At 37.7% G+C, this 16,269-nt stretch carries 27 protein-coding genes; 25 read left to right on the forward strand and 2 right to left on the reverse strand.

Features of this window, described 5'->3' with window-relative positions; all coding sequences use genetic code 11:
• The first annotated feature begins 41 nt into the window (after positions 1-41).
• The 13 genes from OCV54_RS10085 (at position 42) to OCV54_RS10145 (ending at position 10,578) form a co-directional block, all read left to right on the forward strand.
• The gene (locus tag OCV54_RS10085; protein ID WP_055223854.1) at positions 42-299 is read left to right on the forward strand and encodes a hypothetical protein; all 258 of its coding nucleotides are present in this window, start codon (positions 42-44) and stop codon (positions 297-299) included.
• A gap of 131 nt (positions 300-430) precedes the next feature.
• Positions 431-1,033, forward strand: coding sequence for a ClpP family protease (locus OCV54_RS10090; RefSeq protein WP_055223855.1), 603 nt, complete (start codon positions 431-433; stop codon positions 1,031-1,033).
• Between the two features lie 4 nt (positions 1,034-1,037).
• A complete protein-coding gene (locus tag OCV54_RS10095) occupies positions 1,038-1,790 on the forward strand; it encodes a hypothetical protein (RefSeq protein WP_055223857.1) in 753 nt (250 codons plus the stop codon).
• Between the two features lies 1 nt (position 1,791).
• The gene (locus OCV54_RS10100; protein ID WP_055223859.1) at positions 1,792-3,699 is read left to right on the forward strand and encodes a type IV secretory system conjugative DNA transfer family protein; all 1,908 of its coding nucleotides are present in this window, start codon (positions 1,792-1,794) and stop codon (positions 3,697-3,699) included.
• A 243-nt stretch (positions 3,700-3,942) separates the two neighbouring features.
• Complete coding sequence (locus OCV54_RS10105) at positions 3,943-4,272, forward strand: hypothetical protein (RefSeq protein ID WP_055223861.1); 330 nt, start codon at positions 3,943-3,945, stop codon at positions 4,270-4,272.
• 357 nt (positions 4,273-4,629) lie between these two features.
• Positions 4,630-5,829: a hypothetical protein gene (locus tag OCV54_RS10110; protein ID WP_055223863.1), complete on the forward strand. Its 1,200-nt coding sequence runs from the start codon at positions 4,630-4,632 to the stop codon at positions 5,827-5,829.
• Positions 5,830-5,920: 91 nt separating this feature from the next.
• Positions 5,921-6,436 (forward strand): hypothetical protein, encoded by a 516-nt coding sequence (locus tag OCV54_RS10115; RefSeq protein ID WP_055223865.1) that lies wholly within the window; start codon positions 5,921-5,923, stop codon positions 6,434-6,436.
• 16 nt (positions 6,437-6,452) lie between these two features.
• Positions 6,453-7,253, forward strand: a complete 801-nt coding sequence (locus OCV54_RS10120) for a metallophosphoesterase family protein (RefSeq protein WP_055223867.1) — start codon at positions 6,453-6,455, stop codon at positions 7,251-7,253.
• Positions 7,254-7,277: 24 nt separating this feature from the next.
• On the forward strand, positions 7,278-8,306 hold the full coding sequence (locus OCV54_RS10125) for a zinc metalloprotease (RefSeq protein ID WP_055223868.1): 1,029 nt from the start codon (positions 7,278-7,280) through the stop codon (positions 8,304-8,306).
• A gap of 14 nt (positions 8,307-8,320) precedes the next feature.
• Complete coding sequence (locus OCV54_RS10130; RefSeq protein WP_133302394.1) at positions 8,321-8,737, forward strand: hypothetical protein; 417 nt, start codon at positions 8,321-8,323, stop codon at positions 8,735-8,737.
• Positions 8,730-9,491 carry a metallophosphoesterase gene (locus OCV54_RS10135; RefSeq protein ID WP_082431317.1) on the forward strand — a complete coding sequence of 254 codons (762 nt, stop codon included), beginning with the start codon at positions 8,730-8,732 and terminating at the stop codon, positions 9,489-9,491. Before OCV54_RS10130 ends, OCV54_RS10135 begins: the two co-directional genes overlap by 8 nt.
• A gap of 24 nt (positions 9,492-9,515) precedes the next feature.
• Positions 9,516-9,851 (forward strand): ASCH domain-containing protein, encoded by a 336-nt coding sequence (locus tag OCV54_RS10140; protein WP_055223872.1) that lies wholly within the window; start codon positions 9,516-9,518, stop codon positions 9,849-9,851.
• A gap of 28 nt (positions 9,852-9,879) precedes the next feature.
• A complete protein-coding gene (locus OCV54_RS10145; protein WP_055223875.1) occupies positions 9,880-10,578 on the forward strand; it encodes a macro domain-containing protein in 699 nt (232 codons plus the stop codon).
• A gap of 28 nt (positions 10,579-10,606) precedes the next feature.
• Here the strand turns inward: OCV54_RS10145 and OCV54_RS10150 are convergent, their stop codons facing one another.
• On the reverse strand, positions 10,607-10,804 hold the full coding sequence (locus OCV54_RS10150) for a helix-turn-helix transcriptional regulator (RefSeq protein ID WP_055223877.1): 198 nt from the start codon (positions 10,802-10,804) through the stop codon (positions 10,607-10,609).
• A gap of 98 nt (positions 10,805-10,902) precedes the next feature.
• A complete protein-coding gene (locus OCV54_RS10155; protein ID WP_082431318.1) occupies positions 10,903-11,346 on the reverse strand; it encodes a S24 family peptidase in 444 nt (147 codons plus the stop codon).
• A gap of 45 nt (positions 11,347-11,391) precedes the next feature.
• Between OCV54_RS10155 and OCV54_RS14730 the strand changes: the two genes are divergently transcribed.
• The 12 genes from OCV54_RS14730 to OCV54_RS10210 all read left to right on the forward strand — a co-directional run bounded on the left by OCV54_RS14730 (position 11,392) and on the right by OCV54_RS10210 (position 16,223).
• The gene (locus tag OCV54_RS14730; RefSeq protein ID WP_334291849.1) at positions 11,392-11,541 is read left to right on the forward strand and encodes a DinB/UmuC family translesion DNA polymerase; all 150 of its coding nucleotides are present in this window, start codon (positions 11,392-11,394) and stop codon (positions 11,539-11,541) included.
• Positions 11,542-11,573: 32 nt separating this feature from the next.
• Positions 11,574-11,723: a hypothetical protein gene (locus tag OCV54_RS14735; protein ID WP_330377980.1), complete on the forward strand. Its 150-nt coding sequence runs from the start codon at positions 11,574-11,576 to the stop codon at positions 11,721-11,723.
• Positions 11,724-11,820: 97 nt separating this feature from the next.
• Entirely contained in the window at positions 11,821-11,979 is a 159-nt protein-coding gene (locus OCV54_RS10165; protein WP_082431319.1) for a LexA family protein, read from the forward strand.
• A gap of 79 nt (positions 11,980-12,058) precedes the next feature.
• Positions 12,059-12,301, forward strand: a complete 243-nt coding sequence (locus tag OCV54_RS10170; RefSeq protein ID WP_055223883.1) for a hypothetical protein — start codon at positions 12,059-12,061, stop codon at positions 12,299-12,301.
• 163 nt (positions 12,302-12,464) lie between these two features.
• Complete coding sequence (locus tag OCV54_RS10175; protein WP_055223885.1) at positions 12,465-12,668, forward strand: hypothetical protein; 204 nt, start codon at positions 12,465-12,467, stop codon at positions 12,666-12,668.
• A 199-nt stretch (positions 12,669-12,867) separates the two neighbouring features.
• Entirely contained in the window at positions 12,868-13,176 is a 309-nt protein-coding gene (locus OCV54_RS10180; RefSeq protein WP_055223887.1) for a helix-turn-helix domain-containing protein, read from the forward strand.
• A 42-nt stretch (positions 13,177-13,218) separates the two neighbouring features.
• Entirely contained in the window at positions 13,219-13,680 is a 462-nt protein-coding gene (locus tag OCV54_RS10185) for a hypothetical protein (protein ID WP_055223889.1), read from the forward strand.
• On the forward strand, positions 13,674-13,868 hold the full coding sequence (locus OCV54_RS10190; RefSeq protein WP_055223891.1) for a hypothetical protein: 195 nt from the start codon (positions 13,674-13,676) through the stop codon (positions 13,866-13,868). The genes OCV54_RS10185 and OCV54_RS10190 overlap by 7 nt, the downstream gene beginning before the upstream one ends.
• 64 nt (positions 13,869-13,932) lie before the next feature.
• Positions 13,933-14,361, forward strand: coding sequence for a recombinase family protein (locus OCV54_RS10195; protein ID WP_055223893.1), 429 nt, complete (start codon positions 13,933-13,935; stop codon positions 14,359-14,361).
• Positions 14,351-14,755, forward strand: coding sequence for a type II toxin-antitoxin system PemK/MazF family toxin (locus OCV54_RS10200; RefSeq protein WP_055223895.1), 405 nt, complete (start codon positions 14,351-14,353; stop codon positions 14,753-14,755). The genes OCV54_RS10195 and OCV54_RS10200 overlap by 11 nt, the downstream gene beginning before the upstream one ends.
• Positions 14,730-14,957: an excisionase gene (locus tag OCV54_RS10205; protein ID WP_008401832.1), complete on the forward strand. Its 228-nt coding sequence runs from the start codon at positions 14,730-14,732 to the stop codon at positions 14,955-14,957. The genes OCV54_RS10200 and OCV54_RS10205 overlap by 26 nt, the downstream gene beginning before the upstream one ends.
• A gap of 126 nt (positions 14,958-15,083) precedes the next feature.
• Entirely contained in the window at positions 15,084-16,223 is a 1,140-nt protein-coding gene (locus tag OCV54_RS10210) for a tyrosine-type recombinase/integrase (protein WP_055223897.1), read from the forward strand.
• Positions 16,224-16,269 lie beyond the last annotated feature (46 nt).

Here is a 16,269-nt window from a genome sequence, read left to right on the forward strand (position 1 = left end):
AAATAACTATAATACATTATAAATTATAAGGAGGACTAATTATGGCATATTGGCATGAGCCAGTTTACGAGAATGGAGTTGAGGTAAGGTACAGCAACAACTGTGAGTTGTATCATTTGGATCCAAAGACGGGAGAGTATGATGCAAAGATTGATGTATATCCAAATCATATAGAGACATATACATCAGAGAATAGTTACTGGGATAAGCATGATCATCATCACACAGATGAGCATGGCAATACAACAGAGGCACACCCAATGGAGTCAAGATCATGGAGAGATACCTGTAGAAGTTAGTGTAACATATCCCCACCTGAAGAGACCGATTGGTGATCGGTCGAAATCCGGTGGCTGGCTGCGACATAGACTCCGGTTGGTCACTGGATAGTGGGAAACCAAGAAGTTTTATTAACGAAGGAGGAGAAAAAATGGCAATATTTACACCAAATATCATAACAAACACAAACGGAACAGATCATATGGCAGATTTACGGAGTGAGATGTTCTTCAAAAAGAGGTTGATTACTATAGATAGCGAAATAGATAGTGATCTTGCAACCTCGGTTATATCTCAGATGATGTATTTGAATGGAAAGTCGGATGATGATATATACGTGATGTTGGATTCTCCGGGAGGATCTGTAAGTGCAGGATTCAGGATCTTTGATTATATGAAGTATGCATGTAGATGTGATGTTGCGACAATTTCAAATGGAATAACGGCATCTATGGCAGCATTTCTTCTTGCGGCAGGTAAAAGTGGTAAGAGATATGTAACACCCAATTCGGAAATAATGATACATCAGCCTCTTGGAGGAACACAGGGGCAGGCAACCGAGATGATTATTGCTGTTAATCATATTATGAAAGTCAAAGATAACTTAACTCGTATTCTTTCAGAGGAGTGTGCTAAGGATTTTGACACTGTCTCAGAAGATATCGAGAGAGATCATTGGATGGATGCAGACGAGGCAAAGCGCTATGGAATTGTGGATATCATAGGTTATCCGGAAGAGTTGTTGGAGGTGTAGATTGATGAGCGGATCTTTAGATTTTTATGGAGTAGACGGTGTAATGGACGAGATGAAAAACATCTTAAGAGATAAGCTGGTTTATACAAACAGGGTCGCCAGTCTTCCTAACTTTATTATTCTTCTTGATGGAGGAGATGGTCAGACCTACATAACAGAGGTGATTACAGACATGTTAGTCAGTAATAAATTAAGAGATTTCAATGGGCTCGATGAGTACGTTGAATATAAACCAGAAGGAGCATTGCCATATATTAAGTGGATGTTTTCTGATATTGAGGACAATGCAATTTATGGTAATGAATATAAGGGCGTGGTTTCTATTGATGTGTCGAGACTTGTGAACTATCAGAATGAATATCAGGTGGAGTATTTCCTGACTCATTTGAAAAGAGTGGCTAAGCATGCAACATTGATTTTATTCTGTGATACAACTCTTGGGAAAAAAGGGGAGCGACTGATTTCTACTTTGCGAAAGACATTGGCAAAAGTTGATGTTATTTCTGTCGAAAAGAAATCTTCACGTGATTATGCATGTATTATTGCTCAGAATATCATTGATAGAGGAATAGACATTCAGGATAAAGAAAGCACTGTGAAAATTCTGGAAAACACCGTGGCGAGAGATATCAATTCGGTAAGAGAGGCAATAGCCTGTAGTGAGAAGCTGGCTTTTGGTGCTGATTATTCCGTAAAACCGCCATTGTTGACAATAAAAGCTACACAGAAATTTGGAAATAATAAGGAGGTTTATTAGTATGGGAAGAAGCGAGCGTTGGGCAACTGATCGCGAGAAGAAAAAGACATTGAGTAAGAATGGGGCAGGTCCTATATTGTACCTTGAAAATGATGAGAAATTTGCCTATTCCGATGAATCTCATATAGCGATACTTGGGGAGTCGGGTACAGGTAAGAGCAGAAGACTTATAATACCTATGATTCTGAATTCCTTAACAAATAGCACTAATAAGGAAAGCTTTGTTATCGCAGATCCGAAGGGTGAGATATACAGTAGTACTATAAGGTCGGTACCCAAGGAGTATGAGATTTACAAGTTTGACTTCAGAAATTTGTATAGAGAGGATGATGTAACTTGTTGGAATCCTTTGGCAGCTCCCTATGAACTTTGGAAGACGGGAACAGATGAGAATATTTTTAGGGCTGAACAGATGGTTGATGACTTAGCGCATGCATTATATCCTGTTCCACCAAATGAAAACCCATTTTGGACGACAGAAGCAAGAAATATGTTTGAAGGAGCAGTATATTCACTCTTTAGTTATGCTAAACCTGAAGAGGTGAATTTGACAAGCCTCTTTTATTTTTTTCAGCTTGGAGATGAAAAGTATGGTGCAAGTACATATGTGAAAGAGTTAGTGAGTTTTGCATTGGATGATGGAAATGAGAATGTGGCAATGGGGCTTCAGAGCTATGTATCAACGGCATCAGAAACTCGTGGAGGAATTCGATCAAGCTTTCTTAATAGGCTTTCTATTGCAACGAGAAGTGGTGGAGTGAGAAGTTTCCTGAGTAATGATGATATTCATATTAATACCCTTAAGGGCGATAAGCCGGTTATTATATACATTATACTTCCGGATGAAACGCCTATATATGAGGAACTTGCTGGAATGCTTATCAGTCAGCTTATGAATCATTATATTTATATTGCAGAAAATCTATGGTCGGGAAAGCTCCCCATACGTATCAACTTCTGCTTAGATGAGCTCGGGAACATCGGAGAATCTATTTCTAACCTTCCACATTTGCTTAGTGCTGGCCGGTCGAGAAATGTCAGGGTAGAATTGGTATTGCAGAGTTTGTCACAGCTTGATGATATTTATGGTAAAAGTAACGCTACAACGATCATATCTAATACATCCGTTAAGGTGTTATATAGAGTTTCAAATTACGAAACCCTCTCCGAATTTTCAAGGATGTGCGGTGAGAAGGAAACCCTATTAGATAATGGGCTTGTTAAGAAAGAACCTCTTATTTCTCCTGTCCAGCTTGGCGCTATGGATGTTGGTCAGGCCCTGGTCATTATTTCAGGAAGAACAAAGTATATAACAAGATTTCCGGACTATACAGATTTGTTTAATTTAACGGATGAGAAGAAAGAAATAGATAGAGGCATTACATATAGAAAACGAAAAAAAACGAAAACTTTTGATGTGAAGGAGTACGTAAAAGCAAGAAAAAATGAGAGACTGAAAGCGGCAGGTATGTTAAAGGAGGATGATTTAGAAGTCAGAAAACCCCTGCCATTTCCATACCCATTTGATGTCACAGATGAATCAAGCCTGGATGCTATGATAAAAGATATTGACAGAAAGATTGCAGAGCTCGAAGCCGAAGAACGTGAAGAAAAGCGTAAGGAAATGGAGCGCAATAATAAGGAGAAGATGAGCAGTACAGAAAAAAAGAGAAAAAGGTATTCTATTACAATAAATACACCATATAAAGTTGCAGTGATCAAAGCATTGATGAAAGTGATGGAGATGCCAGTTTCAAAAGCAAAGGATTTATATGATCATGCAAAAAAGAAAAATGGAGATGGTGAGACCGTAGTTCTTTCTGGGTTGAGCAAGACAAAGGCAGATCAGCTCAAGAAAGAGCTGGAGAAAAAAATAGATATAGAGAACATAGATATAAGAGTGGAGTAAGAAGACTATTCCGTATTGGTGAAAGGAAGGTGTATAATGCAGTGCTTAATAATATAGAAATATTAAAAAAAGAGCCATATAGAAGTTTTTTGACTGCGTATGAGAATGATAAGTCATGTGTGGAGTTGCATTTTCCAATCGCCAATACGGATAAATTTAATTCCTCCCTTGGATGTTATATAAATAATAATTTATATAATGTAAAAATGTAGAGATGTGGGCGGTAAGGAGAGAAAGATAGATATGAAAAATATAGAGGTGAAGATAGCAAAAGGTCAAATTCTGGCATTTGCGCAACTTTATGGCAGTAAAAACAGTGAAAATGATATATTTGTAAATGGAGCTATTTCATTTGCAAAAGACATGCGAGAACTGAGAAAGTTTAGAGTATTTGCCAATTTGTGCAATGAGCAAGGAGAAATTTTACATATACTTTCTACATATAAAGCCTTTTCAACTATAAATAGTTATTATTCATTTTCTTTGTACTGTGCAGACATTTCTCGGTATCTGGAGGTGGATAAATTGGCATATGTAGAGGTGTATGCAGTGTTAGATGATAAATGTGAATAAGCAAAAATTTGATGAATAAATGAGAAAGAATGGTTAGTATTTATGGACAAACATAAGGAGGCAGATTTACAAATAAAAGAAAGAGCGTAGTTGTACGCTGTAGAGACGTAATATAAGAAGAGTTATATGGTGTTTTAAGTGAAGATAATGATATCCACGTGAACTGATGGAAAAATTATCCTGCTGTTAGTGGAACATATTATTCGTTTTCGCTTTACTGCAGTACAATAGATAGATTTTTGGATGTTGACGAACTTGATTATGCAGAATTGTACTTGAGCTTTAACGAGAAGAAATCATAAAGATTCGTAGAATAACAATAGAAAACGATATAGATACACGAAGGAGGCTGGTAACATGCGAAAACAGGGGATTAAACTCAAGGATAAATCAACACTCTCAAAGGGCGAATACTTGTTTGATCATTTTTTGTATGGGCTCATATTAGGGTCATTTGACGTATATAATATACTTCCCTATTTTGTGCCGATCGCAAAATATAATAATTCAATTCCAAGGTTGATTATTTGCATGTTATTGACCAGTATGTTTGGAATTGTTATCAGTTACAACCATAATCGGTGTGGTAAGGGTGTTATCCAGGATATCATTTCAGGTGTTGGATTATACACAGTTTCAACACTTGGAGAATATGCGGTTGGATTTATCAGTTGGTTATGCATAGGGCTATTAGTGATATCCGTGTTTGGGATAATCCTTATAATAACTAAGAATGTTAAGAGAAAAGATAGAATAAAACAGATTATGTTTTCAAGATTTCTTAGGAGTACGCAGGTGGTGAGAAGAAATGTTGGAGTTGCTGCGGTAATTGCAGTCGTGGCACTTCCAATAGGACTTAATTGTTTTCAAAATGAAAAATTAAATGAGGATTATTATGAAAAAGTTTGTGAGGAGTATGGGCTTAATGCAGACGATATTCAAGATGGAATATCCGGCTATGAAGGAGAACTGAGTGTCCTTGAAAACTATGGAGATGAGTACAGACTTGAAAAGAATATTGATACTATAAAACTGATTCGAGATAATGATACCTTCCAGACCTTGGATTATGAAAAGAAGTGTGATGTTTTGCGGGCTGTTTGCTATTGTGAGGCAAGATATCTTGGTTTATGTAAGATAAATATCGTGTTTGAAGATATTGAAGATGATACTTTACTTGGAACGTATAATCATGCGACAAAGACGATTACTGTTAATGCTAAACCTATAAAAGATGGTAGTTCGCCGGGAGGAACTGCGGAAGAATTGCTCATAACAGTATTACATGAGTGTCGTCACTGTTATCAGAATCTCCTTTCTGAAATGTACATTAGTGCAACTCCTGAACAGCGAAACTTATTGGCTTTTACAGGTGAAGGTGTAAATGGCTGGATAACGAATATTGGCGATTATAAACCGGGAGATGAAACAATAGAGGGACAGATGGAGTATTATGAGCAGCCGATTGAAAGGGATGCCAGAATCTATGCAGAGACAGCGGCTCAGATATATTATCTAATGATTGATAGTCTTCTGAATAAACAGACGGATGACTAGATATTAGAAGAAACCAAAGAACCTGAGGATGAGATTATTACTATATATGACAATGAACTGTGAAGTATACATTATAGGAGGAGATGGATATATGATGATATTCAGGAAGAAAGAACGAGATGATATTTTAACTAACGAGCCATATGCTGCATTTATTAAAAAATTTGATAAGCTGCAAAGTGTCATAAATGAAAAGATACATATTAGAATCGACACAAATGACAATGGTAAGAAAACAGGATTTACAAGTGGATTTTACCTTGATTCTTGCTATGCACAGTGGTTTGAGTTGAAGTTTGAATTCTATGGATTGGATAACGAAGAGTGCAATCAAAACCAGCAGCTTTATGTGATGCATAGTTTGGAGTATAAATTTGTAGATGATGATTATAATGATATGATGCTGGACACAGTTGCAGATATAGAGAAGAGAAATGGTTACATATATTTATCGTCATTGGTTCATGAGTGTGAAGTGAGAAGCTCAATGAACAACAAAAATACAGTAACTGTAATGTATTCGGTACTTTGTGATAAAAAAGATGCAAAGGAAGTCTGTTTACAGCTTTTAAATCACGATATTGCATTGTTTACCCGTAGTTTTTAGATAACAGGAGGGCGTAGTGAAACAAAATTGGTTTTTACTAGGAGATATCCATGGCGAAGCTGCAGCCATAGAGTATTTTTATAATCATCATAGAGAAAGATTAAAGTTGGATGATTGCCAGACTAATATCATATTGTTAGGAGATGTTGGATTAAACTATTCAATAACAGGATTGGCGGATTTTTATTACAAGACATCACTATCAAAGCTGCCATTTACATATATTTGTTTGCGAGGAAATCATGAATCTAGAGTCAGTGAGGTGATTAAGCGCAATCCATCGAGATGGAATCCGATAGAAAAATATGGCGGATTGGTTTATGTTGAAAATGGTTTTCCGAATATCGAATATCTTGTGGATGGTCCGGCTATTTATGAATTTGCAGGGTACAAGACATTGTCTTTGCCAGGAGCATATTCTGTTGACAAATGGCTCAGATTGGCAAATGGGTGGCAGTGGTTTGCTGATGAGCAGCTATCGGAAGAAGAAATGCAGTATGGAAGAATGCTGGTTAATCATGAAAAATCAGTGGATTTGGTTATTTCGCATACATGTCCTATAGAATTTGAACCGAATGACTTGTTCCTTGGCTCAATTGATCAATCTCAGGTAGATAAGACCATGGAATTGTATTTGGGTGAAATTGAAAACCAGTTGGATTATCGTAGATGGGCCTGGGGACATTATCACGCGGACAGATTGTATCCATGGAAAGATGGTAAGGAAAAACTTATGCTTTTTAATGAACATGTTGTGGATCTGTGTAAGTTCATGGAGATGGGGAAAGCAGATTATTTTGTGGATATATTGGCATAAGTCGGTAGATGCGGAGGTGAGTTTATGCCAACAAAAATTAATGTAAATGGAAAGTATCCGTGTTGTGCTAATTGGGTTGTGATGAAAAGAACACGTGATGGTGTAATAGCGAAAAACTGTCTGATTGATGAAACGATTAAGTTGTCAGACAGAGAGGCTAGATATTTGACAAGACTTAATGGAAATAGAAATCCATATAGGATGAAAGGATTTTCAGCCGATGAATGTACCAGCTACTTTAGATTCTTAAAAGAATGTATGCTAGTAAGAGAAGCAGGAAGAAGTATGCATATAGATGAGATGAAATTATATACATTGATTATTCCTAATAAGACTAGAACAAATTCGGTAATTCCTAGAATATTGAACTTTCTGTTGTGCATCTTATTCCTGCCGGTTTTTGCATATGGGCTTTACTGTATATTTGCATATGAAAATACATGGGGGATGGAAGATCCTACTATATTGAATATATTACTGGGAAGTATTGGAGGTATTTTTCTGGGAACGATATTGCATGAATCTGCACATGCTTTTTCCTGCTTAAGTGATGAAAATGGAAGAGTGTTTGAAGCTGGAGTGATGTTGAATGGAATGTTCCTTGGTGCATATGTTTTAATCGATGAATCAGAGATAAAGAGCAATACAAAAAGAGCACAGATTAATCTTGCTGGTGTGGAAATGAATTTGTTGTTAGCAGGAGTACTTATGATATTGGCAACATTTGGAAATTTCTTGGGACCATGGAAAGTAGCTCTGTTATTTGCCGCATTACAGAATGTTTTTTTAGTACTCATGAACTTGGCTTTTACTGAAGGATTAGATGGGGAACATGCTTTAAGCAGTCTATTTGGAGGTTTCGTTGTCGATGCGGCAAAAGCAAATCTTTCTGTGTTGTTTGATAGACAAAGAAGAGTCGATTATTTTGCTGTACATGGTATATGTGGGGCAGCAAATATATGTGTAAGTCTTGTAATTTTAGTTTTTCAATTTATAGTGCCGCTTGTAGTAGTTGCAGATATCAGTATATGGATAGGAGCGCTGTTTCAATGAATTTGAGATACGATATGGCAAAATTAGTAATAGGTGCAGTCAATGTAGGTATGATATTGTATTCTTCCGTATGTTCAGGATTGACATGCACATTTGGTTTATGGGGAATTGCAACTGCAGTTGGAATATTGTGTTTAGCTGTGAAAAGTGTGTCTTTCATTAAAAAGAATGAAAGTATATGGATGTTCGTTCTTGTTTTATTTGTTACGATTCCTTTTAATGTGAGACTTGCAACAGTAGCTGTTGAGGAGTGCTTTGCAGAAATCAATGTTTTTTCAAAGATATTGTATATTGTAATGGTATGTATGAGTCTGCTGTCTGCGGAAGAGATATTTATAGGGTTGTTAACGAGATTTATTTGGCCTAGACAGGATGAATCATTTATATCGGAACTTAAGAAAATTGATGAAAACATAGATCAGAATGGGTAGGAGTAATATGCTATATTTAATATCAGATATTCATGGTAATTTGTTAGAATTTAAGCAAATTTTGAAGAAGATAGAATTTGATGGAGAAAAAGATAATTTGATAATTATGGGAGATATTTTGGATCGAGGGCCGGATGGGATTGCTCTGTTGAGATATGTCAAACCATATATTTTAGATAACTCGATGGAATTGCTGCTTGGTAATCATGAGTTATTTGCCGTTATGTATCTAAACGGTGTTCTTGGCGAAAAGAATACAGATAGGGTTCTTGATGAGAGAACATGGACGGCCTTTGGAGGTGGAGACACGTTAAAGTCGATTAAAAACATGACAGCCTTTGAGAAGAAAAATTTATTATCCTTTTTGGAGCACTTGCCTATTTACTCGGAAATTAGCTCCCGATATCTAGGAAATGTAATCGTTACGCATACTGGTATTGATTGCAATAATTATGTAATGAACGCAGATGGAACAATTAATGTTAAGAGTAGTATAAAAAAGGCTTTTGAAAATAATATTTACAGTTATATGGTTGGTATGGACTTACATCAAGTCCCCAAGAAAGATAAAGAACGGTTTGATCAATTTATTATTGTGGGACATGTTCCTTGTTTCAGATTAAATAAAGATATGAGTAATAAGTTCTACAGAACAGATTACTATATGGATATTGACGCCGGAGCTGGACACATGGAACAAGGGGGAACATTGGGCTGTTATTGCGTTACTACTGATGAGGAGATATATCTTTAGCAAAGGATCAGGAGGTTGCAGGTGATGCTTCATGAAATGAGATTAAAACCAGATCCGTTCGAGGGAATAGAAGCCGGCAAGAAGAAAATTGAGTTCAGACTCTGGGATGAAAAGAGACGGCTTATCAAACCCGGAGATAAGATATTATTTACAAACACAGATACCGGACAAAACATATTGACCTATGTTGTGGATATTCATAAAGCGGATTCTTTTGTGCAATTAAAAGAAGTGCTTGTTAAAAAGAATCTGATTGAAGAAAATGATTTTGAGCCTTCAACAATGTTAAAATATTATAGCAGTGAGGAGGAGAAGGAGTATGGAGTGGTTGGAGTTGAGATTGCATTGCTGAGTGATTAATCTTAGACGGTGGTATGAGAGAAATTGAATGGGCAACGTTGCAAATCTACGAAATAGACAGGTGAAAGGAAATGGGAAAGTGAAGTTCCTGGACAAAATATATATAATAGATATTGATGAAAAAATGATAGATAGCTTGATGAAGTATTTTCAATGGGAGACTAATGTTGAACTTTGTTGTTGCGATATAGAGAGCTTTCTGAAAGATTATATAGAAAAAATAGACGGAGTGACAAGTGCGGCAAATTCATTTGGAATAATGGATGGAGGGCTTGATAAGGCACTGGTTGATTTCTTTGGCGAACAATTACAGTCAAATGTGCAAAGGGTAATTCAGAAAGAATTTCTTGGCGAACAACCAGTAGGAACATGTTTAACTATAGATATACCGGGGTATAACAAAAAAATACTACATACACCAACGATGAGGATTCCCCAACCGATTTTAGATCCGCGAATTATATATACGGCAACTCGCAGTACACTTGTTGAAGCGATAAAAAACCAGATTTCTACAATAACGTTGCCTGCGTTTGGACATCTAACGGGTAATGTGAAAACGGAAATTGTAGCACAGTATATGAGAATGGCTTATGATGATGTAAAAAAAACACTTCAAGAGACATCTTCTATAAATACGTGGGAGTTTGTATACGAAAATAAAAATATAGATGGGGTTTTATTTAAAAGCTATTTATTAGGTAACTCTCCCCATAATAAACAGTAATGACTGGGGCAGATTGCCCCGGTCTCTACTATTCTATATGAAATACATCCTCAACCAGCAGGTTGAAGTATGCGGATATCCGAAGCATAAACTCAGCGGATGGAGTGCACTTTCCACGTTCAATACGGCTGATGGTTCTGGTACAGAAGCCTGTTGCAGCTGCAAGATCATCCTGAATGATGCCACGGCTTTCACGGATTTCTTCTAAGTTGTTGACAACTGCCATTTCAATCACTTCCTTGTAGTTTTCTAAGTTTGTCTTTAAATCAAAGTATAGTGGAATATATGTCCAAAATAATGTGCATGAATTTGATGGTTCGCTATTTAGATGGATAAATCTGTGGCGTTGCCGGTTCCTACGACCTTTCCAAATACATCAAAACGATCATTTTCACTGACACGGATGGGTGCATATTTTTTATTTAGTGATACAAGGAAGATACTCTCATTGTCTTCTCGTAGTTTCTTGATATAGGCATCTCCATTCAGGGAGAAAATGCCGATTTCACCATTTTCAACAGTTTCCTGTTTGATTACCCATGCAATGTCTCCATCATGGAACTCTGGTTCCATACTGTCGCCGCTGATCTTTACACCGAAAGAAGTGTTTTCTGGCAGCAGAGCTTCATCTATGTTAAGAGTCCTGCTTGGACCATCTTCAAGGAAGTTTCCAGTACCAGCAGATACTGCATTTTCGTATACCGTGATGGCTCTGCGAAAAGGAATGATCTGACATACGTGCTTTTCGTATTTGCCAGAGGCATGCAAAAGGCTGATATAGTCGATTGTGACTTATATTCATTTACCCGTCAGATGAAGATTGATCATGCAACCAATATTACCAGTGAGATTACAGAATATGCATATCGGCTGTTCAAGGAGAATTACAACTGGTCAAAGACAATCAGGAGCATCGGAGTCAGGGGGCAGATCTGGTCACTGATAAGTATTGGGAACAGATAGATCTATTTGATGACATTTCCAGACGAGAGAAAATGATGAAGGCTGATGCAGCGGTCGATGATATACGCAGGAGGTTTGGTTATTACAGTGTACAGAGAGGACTCATGTATATGGATAGTTATCTTTCAAAAATCAATGCGAAGGAAGACCATACGGTTCATCCACATGGATACTTTGGATAAGGGCATATTGCTCTACTTAACGGTGTACAAGGTGGCTTTGACACTTTGGCATACGCGATTACTGCCAGATGGCAGGTAAAGGAGGATATTTTAAATTATGTATTATGATTTGAATGAGAAAACGACAGTTGTGTATATGTTTATTTGCAATTTTAACTGGGAACATGGGTATTCTCCGACAGTCAGAGAGATAGGAAAGCATGTAGGACTGAAATCCACATCAAGCGTTCAGGCATATCTTAAAAAACTGGAGTAATGTGGCTATATTGCAAGACTCAAGGACTGCCCACGTACAATTAAGATTTGTTAGTGATAATTGGCAGGAGGTTGAAGCAATGAGTAATAAGGTATATGTAGATGTGCTTGCAGAATTTACCACGGATGGGATTTTGATACCGAGAAGTCTCCGCTGGAAGGACGGAACGGTTTATGAGATACAACGGGTAAACGATATGAGAAGGGCGACGAGCCTGAAAGCGGGAGGTGTTGGAATGAGGTACACATGTATGATTGATGACAGAGAACGTCATCTATATTACGAGGATAATAATTTATGGTTTGTAGAGGGAAGAGCCTGACCTTGATGTATCATGGTCAGTTGGCTTCAAAGATCAGCATTTACCGGGGCATACGAGAGGTATGCGCGGAACTCCCGGCAAGCAAGCTTGCAAAGGTGATTCCCTTTTCCTTTTCAAGTACAAAGAGATGGTTTTTGTATTTAGAAAGGAGCTTAACTGTAGTATGAATAATAAAGATGTGATTGAGATACGCTGCAGACAATGTAAGAAGCTGATGATGAACTATCATATGTGCGGAGATGATTCTGCGGTTGCACTTCAAGGTATAGGAGTGAAGTGTGACAGATGTAAACGTGTGATGATTCTGAAGAAATATACTGAGGGTATGTTGATTAGCCGTCTGATAGATGGCGCTTTCAGAATCTGATGTGTGAAAATTGAATAATAGCCCACCTGATACGGGCACATCGGAAGATGGCAGCACCAAAGACGCAGGGGAAAGCAACCAGACTGGATCTGGCTTTCTCTTAGCGTCTTTTTTTATGCAAGTGTGGCGATTCTTATTTTGAATATGAAAAACAATCTGTTTCTGGTTGCCAGAACGACGATCAGAAAGGATGTAGAAAATGAAGAGAGAAGCAAGTTCAGAAGAAAAGCAGATGATGATGGAGGTTGGACAGAGGATACAGGATATCCGTATTGAAAATGAGGTGACAGGGGCACAGCTTGGAGCCTGTATTGGAATAAATGGGAACCAGGTGTCTCGGATTGAAACAGGAGTTGCCAGATGTTCTATTTATCAGCTTGTTTTGATATGCCAGGAGTTTGGCTGCTCCGCTGATTACCTTCTATTTGGTAAGAAGAATACTGGCATGTCCAAGGAGCAGACGGAGCTTATTACCAGATTGTATGAGAGTATACAGAATCGTCCTTGAAAGATGAAATGATGAAGAAGGTTCATTTTTGCAGGGAGTACTTTGAAAGAGCAGGTACAGTATGATAAATGCATACCAGACAGGACGCTGACTGGAACAAAAAGCGATATGCGATTTACAAGAAGTAATGTGAATGAGTTCAAGAGAGAACATGAAGTGATGGGAGTTGGCTTTATCAAGTCCAGAAAGAGTGTTGATAAGATCATGGATATGGCGGCAGATATGCTGGATAAGGCAAAGAGTGTAGAACTGCCGATTGTGGAAATTATCGTTGATGAAGGGGCTTCGGATGATATTGACCGTGATAAGATGACAAGCCTTTGTGAGTGGATGGAAAAGGATTATGTCAAAGTGATTTTCGTCAGGGAGATAAATGATATCACAAAGGATAGAGATGATCTGGAGGCATTTCTTCTGAAAGCCAGGGATCTGGATGTGATGGTGTATGTGCTGAACACTGGAGTTCAGGTGAAAGCAGAACCTGATAACGGAGCAGGATGTTAGAAACAGATCAGAAAGCTTCAGAACCCGTTACTGAGAATCTGATAGGTATCAGGTTTACTATCACAGATTATGGAACGATTGTGAGAGCCGGTGATGGTTCTGTGATTGGAATATATCCGACAGAGGATGAGGCATTAGAAGCTGTTCGCGAACGGTGTATGGGCGTATTGAGTTCCACGAAAACTTGACACGCAGCATCAACATTTGAAGAAGATAGATTTTGAAAGAAATTTCATTATATAGGAGTACGAGATGAGAAGAAAAGGCAGAAATAAGAAACCACTGATGACAAATCCAACAAGATGTATTGTTATTTTATCATCAGATGAGCAGCACAATGAAATAAAAGCTGAAGAGGCAGAGAACAGGCAGTTGAACAGAATCAGGGAATTTACAAAACAGAATAATCTTATCCCAGTGGCGATTGTCAGACGTGGAATAATGGGAAGAGTGGTTTATAATCGCTACTTCAGTGGTGCAATAGAGTGTATGAGGCAGGGAAAGGCTGAAGCTGTTGTATGCGTAAATATGGATACAATTTCTTATGGAATAGCAGATGCATATTACAGAGTTGGACTTATTAAGGAGGCAGGCTTTCGTATATTTACAGTAGATGAGAAGGAGCCGATGATGCACCTGTATATGCCACCAAAGAAGGGGGTGTTCACAGATGAAGATTAGAAGAAATATGGTGATATGGGCAGAACTAAAAAATCAGGGTAAGTGTGTTCAGACAGGAATCAGACCTTGTGTAGTTATTAGCAACAATACAGCCAATGCACATTCACCGGTATTTACTGTAATGCCTGGAACAACGCAGGATAAGAAGAAGGATTTTCCGGTACATGTGAAGGTCACAGCTAAGGATGTGAATGGAAGGCTTTACAAGGATACGTTTTTTATGGGAGAGCAGATGTGTACGATAGGAGAGCGTCAGATCATAAATGTACTTGGTGAGATAAATGATGAGGGTGTCATTCAGCAGATCAATGAGGTCATTGTGAGGGAATTGGCGTTGGATAATGAAAATTTGAATAGGGGGGAACGGAATGTGCTTGATAACGGACAACAGTAAAGAAGTGCAGGGACAGGTGCCTATTTATCAGAAAGTAACGCTCACAATAAAAGAGGCGGCAGAATATTCCAATATAGGAATAAATAGAATTGAAAGCTTGCTTAGAGCACCAAGATGTCCGTTTGTGTTATATGTAGGAAAAAAGAAACTGGTGAAACGGAAGGAGTTTGAGAAGTTTATATCCGAGAATATTGAAATATAATAGAGCATTTTTTCGTTTATTCATGAGTAGATTGTGAACACATATGTATGGTAAATATTGAAATACAAGCCTCAATGTAGTATACTTATTCTGCTATTTTGGGGCTTCTTGTGGAAAGGAGCCAGAATGGGAAAAAGCTTAAAAGGTAAGGAACTGGGTGTCGGAATTTCTCAGCAGACGAATGGCCTTTATGTGGCTAGATTTACTGATAGATTTGGACGAAGGAAATCTAAACGTTTTAAGAAACTGCAGGAATGCAGACAATGGATAGCAGATGCAACATATATTGATGAACATAGTGATTTAGAGAATGCTACGGACATGCTTGTGGATGCGTGGTTTGAATATTGGATCGATCTAAAGAAAAAGACAGTGAGACCCAATACGGTTCGTAATTATTCCGAACGTTATGAAAGAAATATCAAGAACGTGATAGGAAATAAACTTCTTACAGAAGTGAAACCGATACATTGTCAGAAAATATTTTCAGATATGGCGGATGAAGGATATAAGACGACAACCATTTATCAGACTAGAATTGCATTGTATAACATGTTAGAGTTTGCAAAGGAAAACGAAGTTATAATAACAAATCCTTGTAAGAAATCGGTGAAGAGTGATATTGGCAAGCCATCAGATAAAAAAGAGGCTCTTACAATTGATGATCAAAGGCGTTTCCTTGCGGCAGCTAAAGGACAGAGTTATGAGTATCAGTATAGATTTGCGTTGCAGACGGGACTTAGAACAGGAGAGCTTGTTGGTCTAAAGTGGGAAGATATTAATTTTGAAAGGAAGACTCTTACAATCGAAAGATCAATGGAGTTTAGGTACAAAGTTGGTGAGTGGAGAGTTGGACCGCCTAAAAGCAAGTCTGGATACAGGACAATACCACTTACGGACGAAGCAATTTGTATTCTTAAGGCTCAAAAAGAAAAGAACAGAAAACTCAAAGTGATAGATAAAGAGTGGGCTGATACAGTGTTCCTTTGCAGAAAGGGGCAACCTGTAAAAAATAGCACTTATGATACAGCTTTATTTATAATTTGCGATAAAGCAGGAATCAAGCGCTTTTCGATGCATGTATTAAGACATACTTTTGCAACTAGATGTATTGAAGGTGGAATGACGCCAAAAACCTTACAGAAAATATTGGGACACTCTAATATTGGTATCACTATGAATTTGTATGTTCATATAACCGAAGAAGAAAAACAAAAAGAAATAGACCTTGTGGCAGAGGCTTTGAAGGCAGGTGTTGCAATATGAAAATTCATGTATTTTCATGCGAATATAACAAGATTGGTACACTAAT

The sequence above is a fragment of the Coprococcus aceti genome (genome assembly GCF_025567285.1).
Taxonomy (GTDB): Bacteria; Bacillota; Clostridia; order Lachnospirales; family Lachnospiraceae; genus Coprococcus; species Coprococcus aceti.